This is a genomic window from Natrarchaeobius chitinivorans (assembly GCF_003841505.1).
In the GTDB taxonomy this organism is placed as follows: domain Archaea; phylum Halobacteriota; class Halobacteria; order Halobacteriales; family Natrialbaceae; genus Natrarchaeobius; species Natrarchaeobius chitinivorans.
The window spans coordinates 36,614-52,108 of sequence record NZ_REGA01000017.1 but is presented as its reverse complement, the minus strand read 5'-3'; the positions used below and the strand labels follow the sequence as shown (position 1 = coordinate 52,108).

The following is a 15,495-nucleotide window of genomic DNA, read 5'->3' as shown; positions in this document are numbered from 1 at the left end:
GCGACCGACGTTCCGGTAATCGAATGGTACGGGTCCTCACTGCCGGCCACGTCAACTGGGACGTGACGCTTCGCGTCGACAGACTTCCCGAACCCGACGGGGAGGCTGCCATCCGCTCCCAGCGCCAGTCCGGCGGCGGAAGCGCGGGGAACGTCGCTGCCGCCCTCGCCGGTCTCGACGTCGAAACCGGCATCATCGGCAGCCTCGGCGACGACGACAACGGACTGCTCGCCCGCCGGGACCTCGAGACCGCCGGAGTCTCGCTCGACGGACTCCGCGTCGTCTCCGGGGCAGACACCGCGGTTAAATACCTCCTGGTCGACGACGAGGGCGAAGTCGCGGTTCTCGGAAACGACGGGGGAAACGAAGCGGTCGGTCCCGGCGACGTCGACGCCTCTCGAGTCGAACGCGCCGACCACGTCCACCTCACGAGCCAGCGGCCCGATACGGCGGCGCGAATCGCCACGATCGCGGGCGAGACGGGTTCGACGGTCAGTTTCGATCCCGGACGGCGACTGGGCGATCGGGACTACGGCGAGGCGCTCGCGATGACGGACATCGTGTTCGCAAACGACAGGGAAGTCGCTTCCCTCCTCGAGGACGAGTACGTCGACTCCGATTTCAGCGATCGGACGGTCGTCGTAAAACACGGAGCCGACGGTGCGAACGTGCACACCCCCAACGGATCGTACGTCCATCCGGGGTTCGACGTCGATACCGTCGACACCGCGGGGGCCGGAGACGCCTTCGCCGCCGGATTCATCGCCAGCATACTCGGACACGGCGACGTCGAACGCGCACTCGAGTACGCTAACGCCTGTGGTGCGCTCACCGCGAGCGAGGAGGGTGCGCGAAGCGCGCCGACGGCGGCGGCAGTCGACGCCTTTCTCGAGTCCCGGTACTGACATGCGGTACCGCCTCTCAACCTTCTCAGAACGTGTCGTCTGACGGTAACTATATGGGCCGAGCCGTTGGCCGTTCTGATAGACAGTCACGGAGACGTGACGGAGAGACATGACGAAACGAAGGACATGCGAGTCAGACCGGGGCGCGTACGGTCGACGCGTCCAGTACGAACGTGGGGAGGACGAACCGCCCAGCATCGCCGTTGCGACCGCGCTGGCGCAGTATCGCGGCGAAGACGTCCTCGGATCGTCCACTCACCTCTATGAGTACGTCGATCCGGAGGCGCTCGATTCGCTGTTTTCGGGGACCAACGACGGGCGAGAGCGAACCGTTCGGCGGATCGAGTTCGACGTCGAGGGGGCGACGGTCGTCGTCGAGCCCAGTCGCGTGGAGGTGTCCTCGAGCGACTGATACGGACCACTGTACCGATTTATCGGTACACTCACGATACAGGCCGGGTGCGGCGGTACCGATTCACGACAGCAGCCCGTCCGAACGCGTCGACCGATCCGGCTCTCTCGAACCTTTTTTCTCGTCACCCACGGAACGCGGCGTATGGGAACGCAACCGCACCTGCTGGTCGAGGAGGGCGAACTGAACGATATCGCGCTGGTCCCTGGCGACCCCGGACGCGTCGACCGGATCGCCGACCACTGCGATACCGCCGAGACGATCGCCGAAAACCGCGAGTACAAGCTGGTCAACGCGAGCTACGAGGGGACGGAGTTGACCATCTGCTCGACGGGGATCGGCTGTCCGTCGGCAGCGATCGCCCTCGAGGAACTCGCGAACGTCGGCGTCGACACCGTCATCCGGGTGGGAACGACCGGCGCGCTCCAGTCGGAGATCGAGATCGGCGACATGATCGTCGCCACCGGAGCCGCGAAAGACGAGGGAACGACGAAACGCTACGAGAACGCCGAGTACCCGGCCGTCCCCGACTACGGCGTGCTCTCCGCGCTGGTCGACGCCGCGGAGGAAAACCGCGAAGAGATCCACGTCGGCCCGATCGTCTCGGACGACGCCTACTACGCCGAAACCGACGAGTACGTCGCAGACTGGGAAGAAGCCGGCCTGCTCTCGATCGAGATGGAAGCCGCCGCGCTCTTTACGATCGCTCGCCGCCGCGGCCTCCGCGCCGGCGCGATCTGTACCGTCGACGGCAACCTCGTGAAAGGCACCCAGAAAGGGACCGACACCGAAGACGACGAACTTCCCGAGAAGGCCAAAGACAACGTCGGTCGCGCCATCGACATCGCCCTCGAGGCGACGACGACGCTGTAACACCGTTGACGATACGCTGGTACACGATCGCTCCGGACTGTCTCGAGAACCCGAGAATTGGATCAGATCGACGGGTGCTCACGCCCTCGAGCCAACCCGTCGTCTGGGAACGATCAACCCCGAAGCTGTTCGGCGACGGCGGTCGTTTTCGTCGTCAACGTTTTCGTCGTCTCCGAGGCCGCAAGCAGGGTGTCGTTGATCGCGTTGAACAGCCGGTGGAACTCCACACCGTCTTCCCCGGCCCAGTCGCTCACGTCGCGACGGCCGAGATCACACGTCGGGCAGGAATCGACGTCGTCCTCGAGCGCCTCGAAACAACCGTGGCAGCGCTCGAGCGAAGCGGCCACGCCCTCGCCGAGCGCGACGATGCCGCGTAGTTCCGACTGGAGTTTCGTCCCGGCCCCGGTAAACGCCACGACCGCGTCTGCGACGACGTCCTCGAGGGTCGAATCGTCGAGGGCGTGGAATCGATCGAGACGCGAGTCGACGGAGTCGATCGCGAGGAGAACTTCGCGCCGGGCCTGGACGTACTCGTCCGCGACTGCATCGCTCGAGTCGGGAGACGCCGATTCGTCGGACGACACGGCGGCCTCGAGGTCGTGCGGAAGCTCCGTGGCGAGCGACGCGAAGGCGGCGACCGCAGAGACCGTCACGCCCTGGCGTTCGGTCGTCTCCCGGACGAGGTCGAAGAGTTCGTCGCCGTCGAGTACCACGTCGGCGTCCGGCGTCGATCGGAGGGAGCTGAAACACGGCGAGCAGACGGTCACGAGGGAACTCTCGTGGACGGTTCCCGTTTCGGAGACGTCTCCAACCGGATAGAGCGCAAGCCCCTGGGGGTCCTCGTCGGCCGTCGTTCCGCAACGCCGACAGGTGTGTTCGTCGCGGTCGAACACGGCGTCCGGATCGCCGTGTCGATTGCTCGTAGTCACGAGCGAGCGAAGACGGGGAACCGACAAAAGTACTCCGGCTGAGCCGGGTCTGTCGTTCCGTCCGGATTCGGCACACGATCCCGGTCGTAACTATAGTAACAACTGAAACGATGTACACACCGATCGCCGATCCGTCTGGCGATCGGGTGTGCAATGACGTTCAGTGGTTACTATATCTCGAGAGAGGGCTCGGGCGCAACCGTCTCGAGGGAGGATCCGGGCGCAACCGACTCGAGGGAGAACTCGACCGTAGCCGCCCCGTTGGAGAGTCAGCCAGTTACCAGGAGTCGTCGATCAGGGCCGCAGGTCGTCCAGTTCCAGATCGAGGTCGAAGTCGGGCGCGCGATCGGATCGAGCGTAGGTCAGCGACGGCGTCGCCTCGTCGGGGATCGCGTTGTACTCCCGGAGAAACTCGAGAATCCCGCGTTTTCCGCCGAAGTCGCCCCGGTACCGTCGAAACACCCGCGGGATCGTCGCGACGCCCTCGTCGGGATCGTACTCGGCGTTCTCTTCCAGGTACCACTCGACGGCGATGTCCAGTTCTTCGTCGACGTTTGCCGGCGAGTACACCGTAATCGGCGGACAGTTCTCGCCGCCACGGCCCAGCGCGAAGTGGACTCGGGGATCACACTCCTCGAGTCGGAACTGCCGTTCGAACGACGACGGGAACGGCCGTGGCAGGTAGCCAAAGCCCCAGGGAAGTTTCGACCGGCGCAAGAGTCCGTGTTCGACGTCGTTGAGACTCAGCCAGATGCCACTTACCGGAATCCGGTCGCGGGCGAAGAACTTCCAGCGATCGAGGACGCTGCCGGAAAGCAGCGTCGACTCCTCCTCGAGCAACACCTGTCCGTACGCGTTATAACAGTTGAGCCAGAAGGAAAGTTTCGCCTGGCGACTCGAGAGCGCTCGTCTCAGCCGTGGTCGCTCGAGCGTTGCGAGTTGCTCTCGCAACCAGTCGGCTTCGCCCTCGGTTTTCACCGTGTATAACAGATCCGCCGAGAGCGAGAGCGGATCGAGCTGAGTCGACATTCGACCTAACATTGGCGAACCAGCCCCTTGAAGGAGTGTGACGCCTGAATACGACAGTCTCGTTTCCGGATAAATCCCAGCCGGTTTTATCCTCTCGAACGTGGTCGAATCCCGTGTGAATCGGAGCAAGGGATTTCTCCTCGTTCTCGTCGCGATCTTCGCGTATCTCTCGTGGCAACTGGTCGTTCCGTTTCTCCAGTACGTACTCGGAGCGCTCCTGCTGGCGTTCGTTCTCTACCCGCTCCAGCGCCGACTCGAGCGGGTGAGCTCGCCGACGATCGCCGCGTTCGCGCTGGTCGCCCTCGCGGTCGTCGGGTTCATCGTCCCGGTCGTCCTCGTCGCGGTAGTGATCGCCGACGACGCCGCGGACATACTCGCCACCGTCGACCCGCAGGACCTGCGGATCGCGGACCTCGAAGCGTGGATCGAAGCGGAAATCGGGGTCGACGTCGACGTGACCGAGACGATCGCAGGATCGGCCGAACAGATCGGAACGGTCATCGTCGAGCAGACGACGGCCTGGTTCGGACTGTTTACGCACACGTTGATCGGTTTCGGACTGGCGCTTTTCGTACTCTACTACCTGCTCAAGGAGGGAGACCAACTGATGGAGTGGATTCGGGACCGAACACCGCTTCCGTCGGACGTCCAGGACGACTTCTACGGCGAACTCGACGAGGTGATGTGGGCCGTCCTCGCCGGTCACGTCCTGATCGCGATTATCGAGGGGGTTATCGCCGGGCTGGGGCTGTTTGCGACCGGGATTCCTAACGCCGCGTTCTGGACGTTCGTCATGGTGATCCTCTCGCTCGTTCCACTGATCGGTGCCTTTCTGGTGTGGGGCCCCGCAGTGGTCTACCTCCTCGCGACCGGAGAGCCGCTGTTAGCGATCGCACTCGCTATCTACAGCGCGATCGTCGTCGGGGTCGCAGACGACTACTTGCGACCGATCGTCGTCGACCGGTACGCCGATCTCAGTCCGGCGATCATCATCCTCGGAGTGCTCGGCGGTATCTACGCGTTCGGCATTATGGGGCTGTTCTTCGGTCCCGTCATCATCGGTGCCCTGATCGCCACGATCAACGTCTTCGACGAACACTACGACCGACTCGGAGACGACGGTGAACCGACGTAGGTCGGAGACGCAACTGATACGGGTTACTGTGAAAACGGGTCCGGCGACTCGAGGCGCGTTCGAACTGGTGGCTGTCTCGGACGGACGAGGCGTCGAACGCTCGGCCCGTCTCGAGCGTGGATCCGTCGGGCTTTTGGCTCCTCGCAACCGACGTACGACCGACGACTACCGAGCATGGCCCGGTATCACATCGAAACGTACGGCTGTACGTCGAACCGCGGGGAGAGCCGGGAGATCGAGCGGCGGCTCCGCGATGCGGGCCACTACCGGGTCGACGGCCCCGACGAGGCCGACGTCGCCATCCTCAACACCTGTACCGTCGTCGAGAAGACCGAGCGAAACATGCTCCGTCGGGCCGAGGAGCTGGCCGACGAGACCGCGGATCTCTTCATCACGGGCTGTATGGCCCTCGCACAGGGCGAGGAGTTTCGACGGAGCGACGTCGACGGCCAGGTGCTCCACTGGGACGAGGTCCCCCAGGCGGTCACCAACGGCGAGTGTCCGACGACGACGCCCGACGCCGAACCCGTCCTGGACGGCGTCGTCGGCATCCTCCCGATCGCACGGGGCTGTCTGTCCGACTGCTCGTACTGTATCACGAAGCACGCGACGGGACGGATCGACTCGCCGCCGATCGAGGAGAACGTCGAGAAGGCCCGCGCGCTGATCCACGCCGGCGCGAAAGAGATCCGCATCACGGGTCAAGACACCGGCGTCTACGGCTGGGACGACGGCGAGCGCACACTCCACGAACTGCTCGAGCGCGTCTGTGCGATCGATGGCGACTTTCGCGTCCGGGTCGGGATGGCAAACCCGAAAGGCGTCCACGGGATCCGCCGGGAGCTCGCCGACGTCTTCGCCGCACACGACGAACTCTACGACTTCCTGCACGCACCCGTCCAGTCCGGGTCGGACGACGTCCTCGGCGACATGCGCCGCCAGCACCAGGTCGAGGAGTACCTCGAGGTCGTCGAGACGTTCGACGACGCACTCGAGTACTGGACGCTCTCGACGGACTTCATCGTCGGTTTCCCGACCGAAACCGATCACGACCACGCCCAGTCGATGGCGTTGCTCCGGGAGACGCGACCGGAGAAGGTCAACGTCACTCGATTTTCGAAGCGACCGGGGACCGACGCCGCCGAAATGAAGGGGCTTGGCGGGACGATCAAGAAGGAACGATCGAAGGAGATGAGCGCCGCGAAGCGAGAGATCGTCGGCGAGGCCCACGCCGAGATGGTCGGCGAGCGTCGGGAGGACTGTCTCGTCGTCGAGGAAGGCACCGCCGACTCGGTCAAGTGTCGCGATTCGGCCTACCGGCAGATCATCGTCCAGAACGCCGACGAGTACGGCCTCGAGCCCGGCGACTTCGTCGATCTCGAGGTGACGGCTCACGAGACGATGTACGCCTTCGGCGAGCCCGTTTAGCCGAATTATAGGGGGCTAAGCCCCCGTCCGCAAGGAGCGAGGCAAAGCCGAGTGAGTGGGGCGGGATACAGCGCTCGCACGACCCTCACACGCTCTAAGAGTTCTCCGCGATCCGCTCGAGGGCGACGACCATCCGACGGAAGAGGCGAACGAATTCGATGAGCAACTGGATCAGGAAATATCCGAGCAGGACGATCGCCACCGCGAGGGCACCCAGCAACGGATACGACGTGACGATAGCGTAGGCACTGATCACGACGACGAGCGCCCCGAGAACGAATTGTGCCAGTCCGATGGGTTTCGATCGCGGCGATTCGAAACCCAAGCTGTGTGATCAGTCGAGTACAGCCATATATTTCGGCTCGTTTTGTGACAGATACCGTGGGGAGACGTCGATGGTGTGACTGCGATGTGCCGTCGATAGTGTGACGGCGGTGTATCGAGCGACGATCAATCGAAGACGACCGCCGACTCCTCGTCCGGAACGACCGCACCATCCTGTTCCGCGAACGCCTCGTGGAGGTGGTCGTAGGTTTCCTCAAGGGCTTCGACGATCACCGTCGTATCGCTCAGGACAGGCATGAAGTTGGTGTCGCCGTGCCAGCGGGGGACGACGTGAGTGTGGAGGTGATCGCCGATCGATCCACCTGCACCCTCGCCGAGATTCAGACCGGCGTTGAAGCCGTCGGGCTCGAGTGCGACCTCGAGAGCGGCGAACGTCCGCTGTTTCAGACGGGCGTGATCGAGCAACTGTTCGTCGGTCAGGTCACCGTAGTCGCCCGTGTGTTCTCGTGGAATCACCATCACGTGCCCCGGATTGTACGGGTAGTTGTTCAGGAGGACGAACGCGTGATCGCTTCGTGCGACGAGGAGGTTCTCGCGGTCGTCGTCCCACTCGGGGAGCTCACAGAAGACGCAATCCTCGACGTCCGGGTTTTTCTTCTCGCGTCTGATCCAGTCCATCCGCCACGGTGCGAACACCTGATCCATACTCGATACCACTCGAGGGAGTCCTAAACAGATGCGGTCTGTTGTGTCGGTGGGGACGTGCTATCGAGAGGCCGATCGAACACATCTAATAAGTAATAATTATCTTCATTAGGAATTATCATCAGCTACTGACCGACGTATGATACAAAGTTACCGGATTGTCAATTATGAGAGTGTGGTTAATGAGTCATTAAAACTCGATTTAAACGGTAAGAAGCGCTCACATGCCGTGTTTTGAGGGAGGGGGCGACGAGAACGGGGTCGGCTCACGATTCGATAGTAAGCATGGGTTTAAGACAATCCTATCGGAAGAATTCGATAATGGCAACGACAGATGACTCATTCAACGGGATGACCGAACACTGTGAGAGCTGTGACCTGGATACTCTTCACGAAGTTTCGGTGCAGATTCGAACCGAGAGCAGAAAAGAAGAGAACGCGCAGTTCTCCCGCGAACCGTACCGCGTTAGCGAATGTCAACAGTGTGGCCACCGGACGAGCCAGCGGATGAACAACGCCTGATCGCAGGCGTCTGAACCGCCGTCCCTGTTGCCACCCCCGGTCTCCCGTGCTTTTTTCGGCCGATTTCCTCCACCCCCATCGAAATCCCCGACAGTATCATACGGTTTGCTGGAGTGATTGCCGGTCGATCGCCGGCCGTTGTGGGATCGGCCGGTAACGACTCATCGCAGACCGTCCCAGTGGGGAAATCCACAAATTGCGCTGCTCTTTCGCCGCCAACCGTACTACCGCCTGGCCAGTTCCGAGCCGTCAGTTCCGAGTCGTCACTTCACAGCCGTCTTCGGTGACGATGATCGTGTGCTCTTTCTGGCTGACGAGGTAGCCGTCGTCCTCTTTGAGGACCGGATAGCCGTGGACGATATCGCTTCGTTTGAGTCGACGAAGCGCCATCTCCGCTCGATCGGTCTCGAGCCACCGAGTCGCAAACGGCAGCGTTCGGAACTCCTCGGTGATCTGGGAGAGCGCATCCCGCGCCTGGCGGTTACGAACCGTTCCCTCGCGCTCGAGGGAGAAAATCTCCTCGCTCGCCCCTTCGCTGACCTTGCCCCCGCCGTCGGTCGCGAACGGCTCGATGGCGACGACGTCGCCGACCTCGAGGGTCGTACCCTGCGAGACGGCGCGGTTCGGGATGTTCGGACTCGTGTGCTGTTCCCAGTGGCCGAGTCCGTGTCCGGTGAGGTTGACGACGGGGTTGAAGCCGTAGCCGTCGATGACGTCCTCGATTTCCGCCCCGATCTCGCCGGTTTCGACGCCGGGTTCGATGACGTCGATCGCTGCCTCGAGGGCCTGTTCGGGTGCCTCGGCGAGTTCCGGGTTGCCCGAGAGGTCGACGGTGATCGCGGTGTCGGCGAGCCAGCCGTCGATGTGGACCCCGATGTCCAGGTTGATCATCTCCTCGCCGAACGTCGAGTCGTCGTCGATCGACGGGGTCGCGTGGGCGGCTTCTTCGTCGATCGAGATGTTGACCGGAAACGCGGGCTTGCCGCCGAGTTCCCGGATGCGGTCTTCGGCGTACTCCGCAATCTCGAGGTGGGTCACGCCGACCTCGACGCGCTCGGCCGTCTCTTCGCGCACCTGCGCGAGGATTTCGCCCGCTTCGCGGTGTTTTTCGTACTGCTCGGACGTCAGGTCCACCTCGGATTCGGTCATGCACCGGGGTTGTACCGGTCGACAAAAAGAGGTTGCGCTCCCCCGTTCGATGCCGATTCATACTGTTGGACAGAAGTCAGTGGACGTCGGTCGCCAATCCGCGGCCGTCACTATCGGAGACGGCCACAAGAGAGCGACCGATCATCGAATAGTTCTGTCAGACGGTATCAGCCCCGGGTCCTCGACTCGCCCGGTTCACGTATCGCTTTTGTCCGCGGTCGTCTCCGCGAGCGTTCGCCGACGCTCGCGTCGCTGCTCGAGTGCGTGTTCTCGGAGTTTTGCCTGGGATTCCGTCGGACAGCGAAGCGCCGGAACTGCGGTCGACGTCTCGGTGTCGTCGAGCGCGACGAAGCTGAAAAACGACGTCGCTGCTTCGTTTCGCTCCCCCTCTATCGGACGTTCGGCGCGTACGTCGACCTTGACGTCCATGCTCGTTCGCCCCGTATCGAACACGTAGCCGGTGATCGTCACGATATCCCCGAGTTCGATCGGTGCGATGAAATCGACGTGGTCCATCGCGGCCGTAACTACCTGGCACCGAGAGAATCGCCGCGCGGCAATCGCACCGCAGATGTCCATCCAGTGGAGGACCGACCCACCGAGTGCTCGCCCGAGGTTGTTCGTGTTGTTCGGCATCAGTATCTCACTCATCTCCGTAAACGAGTCCTGAAGCGGTGTTTCCTCTCTGACCGGTTGTTGGGTTGGCATGTGTGGCCATCGACGGAGAACCGACAAAATACTACCTGATTTGTCTTTGTGAAGGTGTGTTTGTTTACACGGGCGTCTCGAGGCAGAAGTCGCCGACCGATCGAGATTCCCGCGGCGTCGGAACGACGATCCGAATTAGTCGTGTCGTTGCTCCTCGGGATCGTGGTCGTGATCCGCACGGAGGTGTTCGATCGCGTGGAGTTCGACGACCGGAACCACCTTGGAGACGAGCAAGAAAAACACAATCACCATCCCGATCGTTCCGATGACCGACGCGATTTCGATCAAACTCGGGAAGTAGACGCCGGGTGTTGCGTAGTAGATGTCGAACGAGGGGTACATCAGCCCTTCGACGACGAAGAGGATCTTCTCGAGGAGCGTCGCCGTCAGAATTGCGACGCCGCAGACGACCGCACGACCCCTGGAGAACAGCGACGGCCGGACGGTCTGTGCGAAGATGTACGCGAGGACGGCAGCCACGAGTCCCATCGAGACGATGTAGACCGGGTGCGTGAGAGTCGCCAGCCAGGCGTAGCCCAGATCGACCGGCGGGAAGAACGTTCCCGTCGTCACCTGCTGGAGTTGAAGCCAGAGAAACAGCAGGCTAAAGAAGCCGAGCCACAGCGTGAGTCCGCGGAAGATGTCGTTCGTGATGATGTGGTCCCAGTCGTACGCCCGGCGGAAGGAGTAAGACAGGAGGATGACGCCGCTTATCGCCGAAGTCAACGCGATGGTCAGAAATTGGGGGCCCTGAACGCCGCCGAACCAGCCGGGGTAGGTCGGGAGCAGGGCGAACAGCCACGGAATCACGCCGCCGTGGAGCAACAGCGGGGCCATAATGATGATCGCGAGCGCGAGCCACCAGACCATCCGCTGGACGATCTCGTCTTCTTTTTCGGTGTATCCGATCGTCAGTCCCCGGTAAATCGGGTTGAAGTGATCCGGAAGATCCCCGCGCAGTCGGCTCACGTCGTACCGAAGCGTCAGTCCGAGATAGGTCGCCGTCAGGACGAAGTACGCCGTAATGACGGTCACGTCCCACACCAGCGGCGAGTTGTGGATCGTAATGTGGTAGTGGCCGATGATGCTCGTCACCATCCGATCGGGTCGACCGAGGTGGACGACGATGTAAAAGCCGGCCGCCGAGAGCCCCGCGAGCGTCAACAACTCCGCCAGCCGAGCCACCGGCATGTATCGCTCCATGCCCAGCAGACGGACGGCTGCCGAGAGGATGATCCCACCGTGGGCGATCCCTACCCACCAGATGAACGCCCCGATGTACACCCCCCACGTCACGCCGCCGCCGGTCCCCCAGTCAGAAAGCGCCGTTACGACCATGCCCTCGTAGAGCTGGTAGAGCCACCCCACGAGAAACAGTGCAAACGCGAGTCCCGCGACCGCAAGCAACACGTAGTACTTCGTCGACGTCTGTCGAATCGGTCTGAGAATGTCCTCCTCACTCGGCGTTTTCGTACTCATTGTGACCGAATCTCACGAACGTATTCCGGCCACGGGTATCGTTTCCGGCGTTGCACTCGCAGGCCCGTTTCACCGGCGACGACGCTCGTCGTCCTCGCTTGAACCGATCGAAAAGCCGCATCGAACAGAAGCCACGTTGTACCATCGGACGATCGAAAAGCCGCATCGGACAGCCGACGACGCGTGCGCTCTATGACCCGATCTAGCTCTGGGTCGGCGCCAGTTCGTCGAGGTTGACCGATTTCTCGAGGAGGAGTTCGGCCTGATCGGCTACCTCGCGCTGTTCACGCATCAGCTGTTTGAACGTACTCTGTGGCGAGAGGTCGCCGATGAGGACGCCGCCGACGATCTTCCCGTCTTTGAAGGCGATTCGTCGCCACTCGGTGTCGCTGTAGCGCCGTTCGGCGTGTTCGTCGCCAAGCGTCGGGTGGCCAAAGGAGAGAAACGGAAAGTCGAAGTGCGTGATCGAGTACGACGAGACCCACTCGAAGGCCTCTTCGTCGGCGTCGGCAGCCATGTTGATCGCAGCGACCCGGCCCTGCTCCTTTGCCGACCCCCACGAACCGTTCTGGGCTTGCTCTCCGAGCAACACGTCGTAAAAGCGCGTGATGTCGCCGGCAGCGTAGACGTCGTCGACGCTCGTCTGCATGTACTCGTCGACGATAATCCCGTTTTCCTGTTCGAGACCGGCGCCTCGGAGAAATTCGGTGTTGAACGTCAGACCGATTGCGACCCCGGCGAAATCGCACTCGTAGCGGTCGCCGTTCGGGTCGACTGCCGCCGTGACGCGTCCGTCGTCGTCCGTCTCGAAGCGATCGACGCCGCTGTCGAAGATCGGTTCGACGCCGACGTCGCGCATCCCCTCGTGCATGATCTCCGCGCCGTCTCCCGAGAGCGCGTAGCGCCACCATCGGTCGCCGCGCATGAGGTATTTGCCGTCGACGCCCTGTGCGCCACAGACGGCCGCGAAGTCGATCCCGAGAAGTCCGGCACCGACGATAACGCCTCGATCCGCCGCTTGCGCACTCTCGCGGATCGCACGGGCGTCCTGAAACGTCCAGAAGTGGTGGATGCTGTCGGCGTCGCTGTTCTCGACCGGAAGCTGGGTCGGCGTTCCCCCGGTCGCGACCAGCAGTTTGTCGTAGTCGAAATCGTTACCCTCGTGAGTGTGGACGACGTTCTCGTCGGTATCGATCGACGTCACGTGGGTGTTAAGCGAGAGTTCGATGTCGCGGTCCTCGTACCACTCCTCCTCGTGGATCGAGATCGGTGCTTCGGGGAGCTTTCCCTTCGCGTGTTCCTTGATGAGGATTCTGTTATACAGTGGCTCCCCTTCATCGGTGATGACGGTAATCTCCGATTCCGGGTCCTCCTCCCGTAGGGTCTCGGCAGCCGAACTGCCCGAGATCCCGTCACCGATGATAACGTACTGGCTCATATCCGGATCGTTCGTAATGCGGGTTAAAGTGGGTTGCTATCTCTTTCATTTCACCTCTCAACCCGCCTCCTGTTGACGATCGTTCGCCGAAACCGAACGTAAGACTACGATTTCACTCGAGAGTCGCTCCTTCAAGGGTATTTCTCGATATTGTAAACTCTCCGGGAGGACTGCGTGAATATTTCCGGTTTGTCCCGTGGTGGCACCCCCCTCGAGTACGGTAATCAAAGCGGGTTGTCCACACGCAGCAGTGCTCGAACAGCTGGCTCGCTCGCGAGAGCGAATCGCTCTTTACCGTCCTTGCCCAAGACGCCGATATGAAACTCCGCCAGAACGCTCGCCACTTCGCGTCGCAAAAGGCACTCGAGACGCCGGTCGTCCGGTCGGTCGCCAGGTCGGGGTTGGTTCGGCTTCACACGAGGGTGTTTCTCGGGAAGGCGGATCCGGCCCGTGCCGACGAGCGAGAGGACCACCTCGACGCGTTGTTCGAGGCGACGGTCGATACGTACCTCCGGGCGCTGCAGGACGGCTACTCCGAAGCCGAGGCGCGCGAAATTACCCACGTTCAGGCGAACTTCGACTTCTACAACCACGGCTGGACGGAGATGATGGAGTTCCCGGCCGACGAACTCGAGGCCCACTACGATCGGTACCGCGAGTTCTTCGAGCGCTGGGATATCACGATCGACGAGCCGCTGGGGCAGTTCGCGCCGCCGGAGGGACTGCCCGACGCGCCGTCGACACCGGAACGGCTCGAGGACCCCGAACACCCCCACGCCGAAGGCGGCTTCGCGGACGACGTCTACGTCGAGACGGCGGAGGGCGAACTCGTCGTTGGCGGGCGGGACGAGCCGAACGACGTCGACGTCTCCGAGGCCGTCGGCGTCGAGGACGCTCCCGACGCGGACGAGTGAGGCGGATTGTACCGAGATACCGGTGGGAGCGGGGACAGGTCGCGCTCATACGGCAACGACGGACAGAACCGAACGGGAAGAAGACGCGCCGCGGTCCGAGCGAGATTTCGGACGCGATTCCGAGAGTGTCCTCTGGCGTGAAAACAACGTTTCCAAGCGGCTAAGTAGCCCCGGCGTTCCGTTTTCCACAACGACTCGAGCATGGACGAGAACGATCGGTCGATCGCGGGATTTACGATGGCAGGTCACGCGCTCGTTCACTGGTTCGAAACGTCGATCCCGATCTTTCTGGTCGTCTGGCTGGCCGAGTTCGACGTGAGCGTGGCGCTGTTCGGCCTCGTCGTCGCGCTCGGCTACGCGCCGTTCGGCCTCGGCGCGCTGCCGGGCGGCGTCCTCGCGGATCGATACGGGACGAAGCGGCTCATTCTGGCCTGTCTCGCCGGCATGAGCCTGGCGTTTCTCGTCCTCGCGCTCGCGAGTTCGATATACGCCATCGCCCTCGGCCTCGTCCTGTGGGGCATCGCCGCGAGCGTCTACCACCCCGCCGGCCTCTCGCTCATCAGCACCGGCGTCGAGGACCGCGGGACGGTGTTCGCCTGGCACGGCATCGCCGGCAACGTCGGTATCGCCCTCGGCCCGTTCGTCGCCGCCACGCTGTTGATCGCCCTCGAGTGGCAGTTCGTCGCGGCGATTCTCGCCGTCCCCGGATTCCTCGCGTGTCTGTACGGGGTCAGCGCGCAGTTCGATCCGACCGGGGCCGTCGACGACGAGGTCGACGCCGCGTCGTCGAAAGCGCTCTCGCCGTCGGAACTCGTCTCGAACTCGCGTGCGCTGTTCGCGAGCGCGTTCGCGATCGTCTTCGTCGTCGTCACCTTCGAAGGACTCTACTACCGAGGGATGCTGACGTATCTCCCCGAAATCCTTCACGGGTTGCCCGCGATGGGTGACCTCGCGCTCCCGGCGGGCCTCGAGGGGATCGAACCGGCGGACTACATCTACGTCGGCCTGTTGGTCGTCGGCATGGCCGGCCAGTACGTCGGCGGGAAGTTGACCGATCGGGTCGCACCGGCCCGCGGACTGGTCGGCCTCTTCGCCGTACTCGCGATTCTCGCGCTCGCATTCGTGCCGGTTACCTCGATGAGTCTCGGCGCGATCGTCGCCCTCTGTGGCGTCTTCGGCTTCTTTCTCTTTGCCATCCAGCCGTTCTACCAGAACGCCGTTGCAGTGTACACGCCGCCGGACACGCGGGGGCTCTCTTATGGGTACACCTACCTCGGCGAGTTCGGCCTCGGCGCGGCGAGCATCGCGATCGCCGGATTCGTCCTCGAGGACTTCTCCCTCGCGGCGTTTTTCGTGCTGATCGCCGGCTTCGCCCTCGCCGGTGCGTTGCTGTCGGCGACGCTGGCCGCCGGACTCCACCGCTTTCTCTGGGCCGAACACGGTCCCGAAGCGAAAGCCGACGACTGATACGGATTGCTGTACCGATTTACGGCGCACCCGCGACAGATCCGATCGGCGAGAATCCCCGCCGACGAACGCCAGCACCCCGTTCGAACGCGATCGATTATCGGAGCTGATAATCGT

Annotated in this window: 16 protein-coding genes; 8 read left to right on the top strand and 8 right to left on the bottom strand. The window is 62.8% G+C overall.

Annotation, left to right across the window (positions count from 1 at the left end):
• Window positions 1-23 precede the first annotated feature (23 nt).
• From EA473_RS16800 to EA473_RS16790, 3 genes are all read left to right on the top strand, one after another.
• On the top strand, window positions 24-905 hold the full coding sequence (locus tag EA473_RS16800; protein WP_124196805.1) for a carbohydrate kinase family protein: 882 nt from the start codon (window positions 24-26) through the stop codon (window positions 903-905).
• Between the two features lie 109 nt (window positions 906-1,014).
• Window positions 1,015-1,317 (top strand): HalOD1 output domain-containing protein, encoded by a 303-nt coding sequence (locus EA473_RS16795; RefSeq protein ID WP_124196804.1) that lies wholly within the window; start codon window positions 1,015-1,017, stop codon window positions 1,315-1,317.
• A gap of 144 nt (window positions 1,318-1,461) precedes the next feature.
• Window positions 1,462-2,190 carry a nucleoside phosphorylase gene (locus tag EA473_RS16790; protein ID WP_124196803.1) on the top strand — a complete coding sequence of 243 codons (729 nt, stop codon included), beginning with the start codon at window positions 1,462-1,464 and terminating at the stop codon, window positions 2,188-2,190.
• Window positions 2,191-2,303: 113 nt separating this feature from the next.
• Here the strand turns inward: EA473_RS16790 and EA473_RS16785 are convergent, their stop codons facing one another.
• Both EA473_RS16785 and EA473_RS16780 read right to left on the bottom strand, forming a co-directional pair.
• Entirely contained in the window at window positions 2,304-3,119 is an 816-nt protein-coding gene (locus EA473_RS16785; protein ID WP_124196802.1) for an HNH endonuclease, read from the bottom strand.
• Window positions 3,120-3,413: 294 nt separating this feature from the next.
• The gene (locus EA473_RS16780) at window positions 3,414-4,148 is read right to left on the bottom strand and encodes a DUF547 domain-containing protein (protein WP_124196801.1); all 735 of its coding nucleotides are present in this window, start codon (window positions 4,146-4,148) and stop codon (window positions 3,414-3,416) included.
• A gap of 115 nt (window positions 4,149-4,263) precedes the next feature.
• Between EA473_RS16780 and EA473_RS16775 the strand changes: the two genes are divergently transcribed.
• Together EA473_RS16775 and EA473_RS16770 are read left to right on the top strand one after the other, a co-directional pair.
• On the top strand, window positions 4,264-5,283 hold the full coding sequence (locus EA473_RS16775; protein ID WP_124196800.1) for an AI-2E family transporter: 1,020 nt from the start codon (window positions 4,264-4,266) through the stop codon (window positions 5,281-5,283).
• Between the two features lie 174 nt (window positions 5,284-5,457).
• On the top strand, window positions 5,458-6,711 hold the full coding sequence (locus EA473_RS16770) for a tRNA (N(6)-L-threonylcarbamoyladenosine(37)-C(2))-methylthiotransferase (protein WP_124196799.1): 1,254 nt from the start codon (window positions 5,458-5,460) through the stop codon (window positions 6,709-6,711).
• A 94-nt stretch (window positions 6,712-6,805) separates the two neighbouring features.
• Here EA473_RS16770 and EA473_RS16765 read toward each other — a convergent pair whose 3' ends face one another.
• Window positions 6,806-7,036, bottom strand: coding sequence for a hypothetical protein (locus tag EA473_RS16765; RefSeq protein WP_124196798.1), 231 nt, complete (start codon window positions 7,034-7,036; stop codon window positions 6,806-6,808).
• A gap of 125 nt (window positions 7,037-7,161) precedes the next feature.
• On the bottom strand, window positions 7,162-7,701 hold the full coding sequence (locus EA473_RS16760; protein ID WP_124196797.1) for an HIT family protein: 540 nt from the start codon (window positions 7,699-7,701) through the stop codon (window positions 7,162-7,164).
• A 321-nt stretch (window positions 7,702-8,022) separates the two neighbouring features.
• On the opposite strand from EA473_RS16760, the gene EA473_RS16755 reads away from it, so the two are divergent.
• Window positions 8,023-8,223: a DUF7835 family putative zinc beta-ribbon protein gene (locus EA473_RS16755; RefSeq protein WP_124196796.1), complete on the top strand. Its 201-nt coding sequence runs from the start codon at window positions 8,023-8,025 to the stop codon at window positions 8,221-8,223.
• A gap of 249 nt (window positions 8,224-8,472) precedes the next feature.
• Here EA473_RS16755 and map read toward each other — a convergent pair whose 3' ends face one another.
• The 4 genes from map to EA473_RS16735 form a co-directional block, all read right to left on the bottom strand.
• Window positions 8,473-9,372 (bottom strand): type II methionyl aminopeptidase, encoded by a 900-nt coding sequence (map, locus tag EA473_RS16750; RefSeq protein WP_124196795.1) that lies wholly within the window; start codon window positions 9,370-9,372, stop codon window positions 8,473-8,475.
• Window positions 9,373-9,567: 195 nt separating this feature from the next.
• On the bottom strand, window positions 9,568-10,080 hold the full coding sequence (locus tag EA473_RS16745; RefSeq protein WP_124196794.1) for an acyl-CoA thioesterase: 513 nt from the start codon (window positions 10,078-10,080) through the stop codon (window positions 9,568-9,570).
• 135 nt (window positions 10,081-10,215) lie between these two features.
• Window positions 10,216-11,559, bottom strand: a complete 1,344-nt coding sequence (gene nrfD, locus EA473_RS16740) for an NrfD/PsrC family molybdoenzyme membrane anchor subunit (RefSeq protein ID WP_124196793.1) — start codon at window positions 11,557-11,559, stop codon at window positions 10,216-10,218.
• Between the two features lie 202 nt (window positions 11,560-11,761).
• Window positions 11,762-12,997, bottom strand: coding sequence for an NAD(P)/FAD-dependent oxidoreductase (locus EA473_RS16735; RefSeq protein WP_124196792.1), 1,236 nt, complete (start codon window positions 12,995-12,997; stop codon window positions 11,762-11,764).
• Window positions 12,998-13,314: 317 nt separating this feature from the next.
• Here EA473_RS16735 and EA473_RS16730 point away from each other — a divergent pair, with 317 nt between their 5' ends.
• Both EA473_RS16730 and EA473_RS16725 read left to right on the top strand, forming a co-directional pair.
• Window positions 13,315-13,911: a DUF6149 family protein gene (locus EA473_RS16730; protein WP_124196791.1), complete on the top strand. Its 597-nt coding sequence runs from the start codon at window positions 13,315-13,317 to the stop codon at window positions 13,909-13,911.
• A gap of 201 nt (window positions 13,912-14,112) precedes the next feature.
• A complete protein-coding gene (locus EA473_RS16725; protein ID WP_124196790.1) occupies window positions 14,113-15,378 on the top strand; it encodes an MFS transporter in 1,266 nt (421 codons plus the stop codon).
• The last annotated feature ends 117 nt before the right edge of the window (window positions 15,379-15,495 follow it).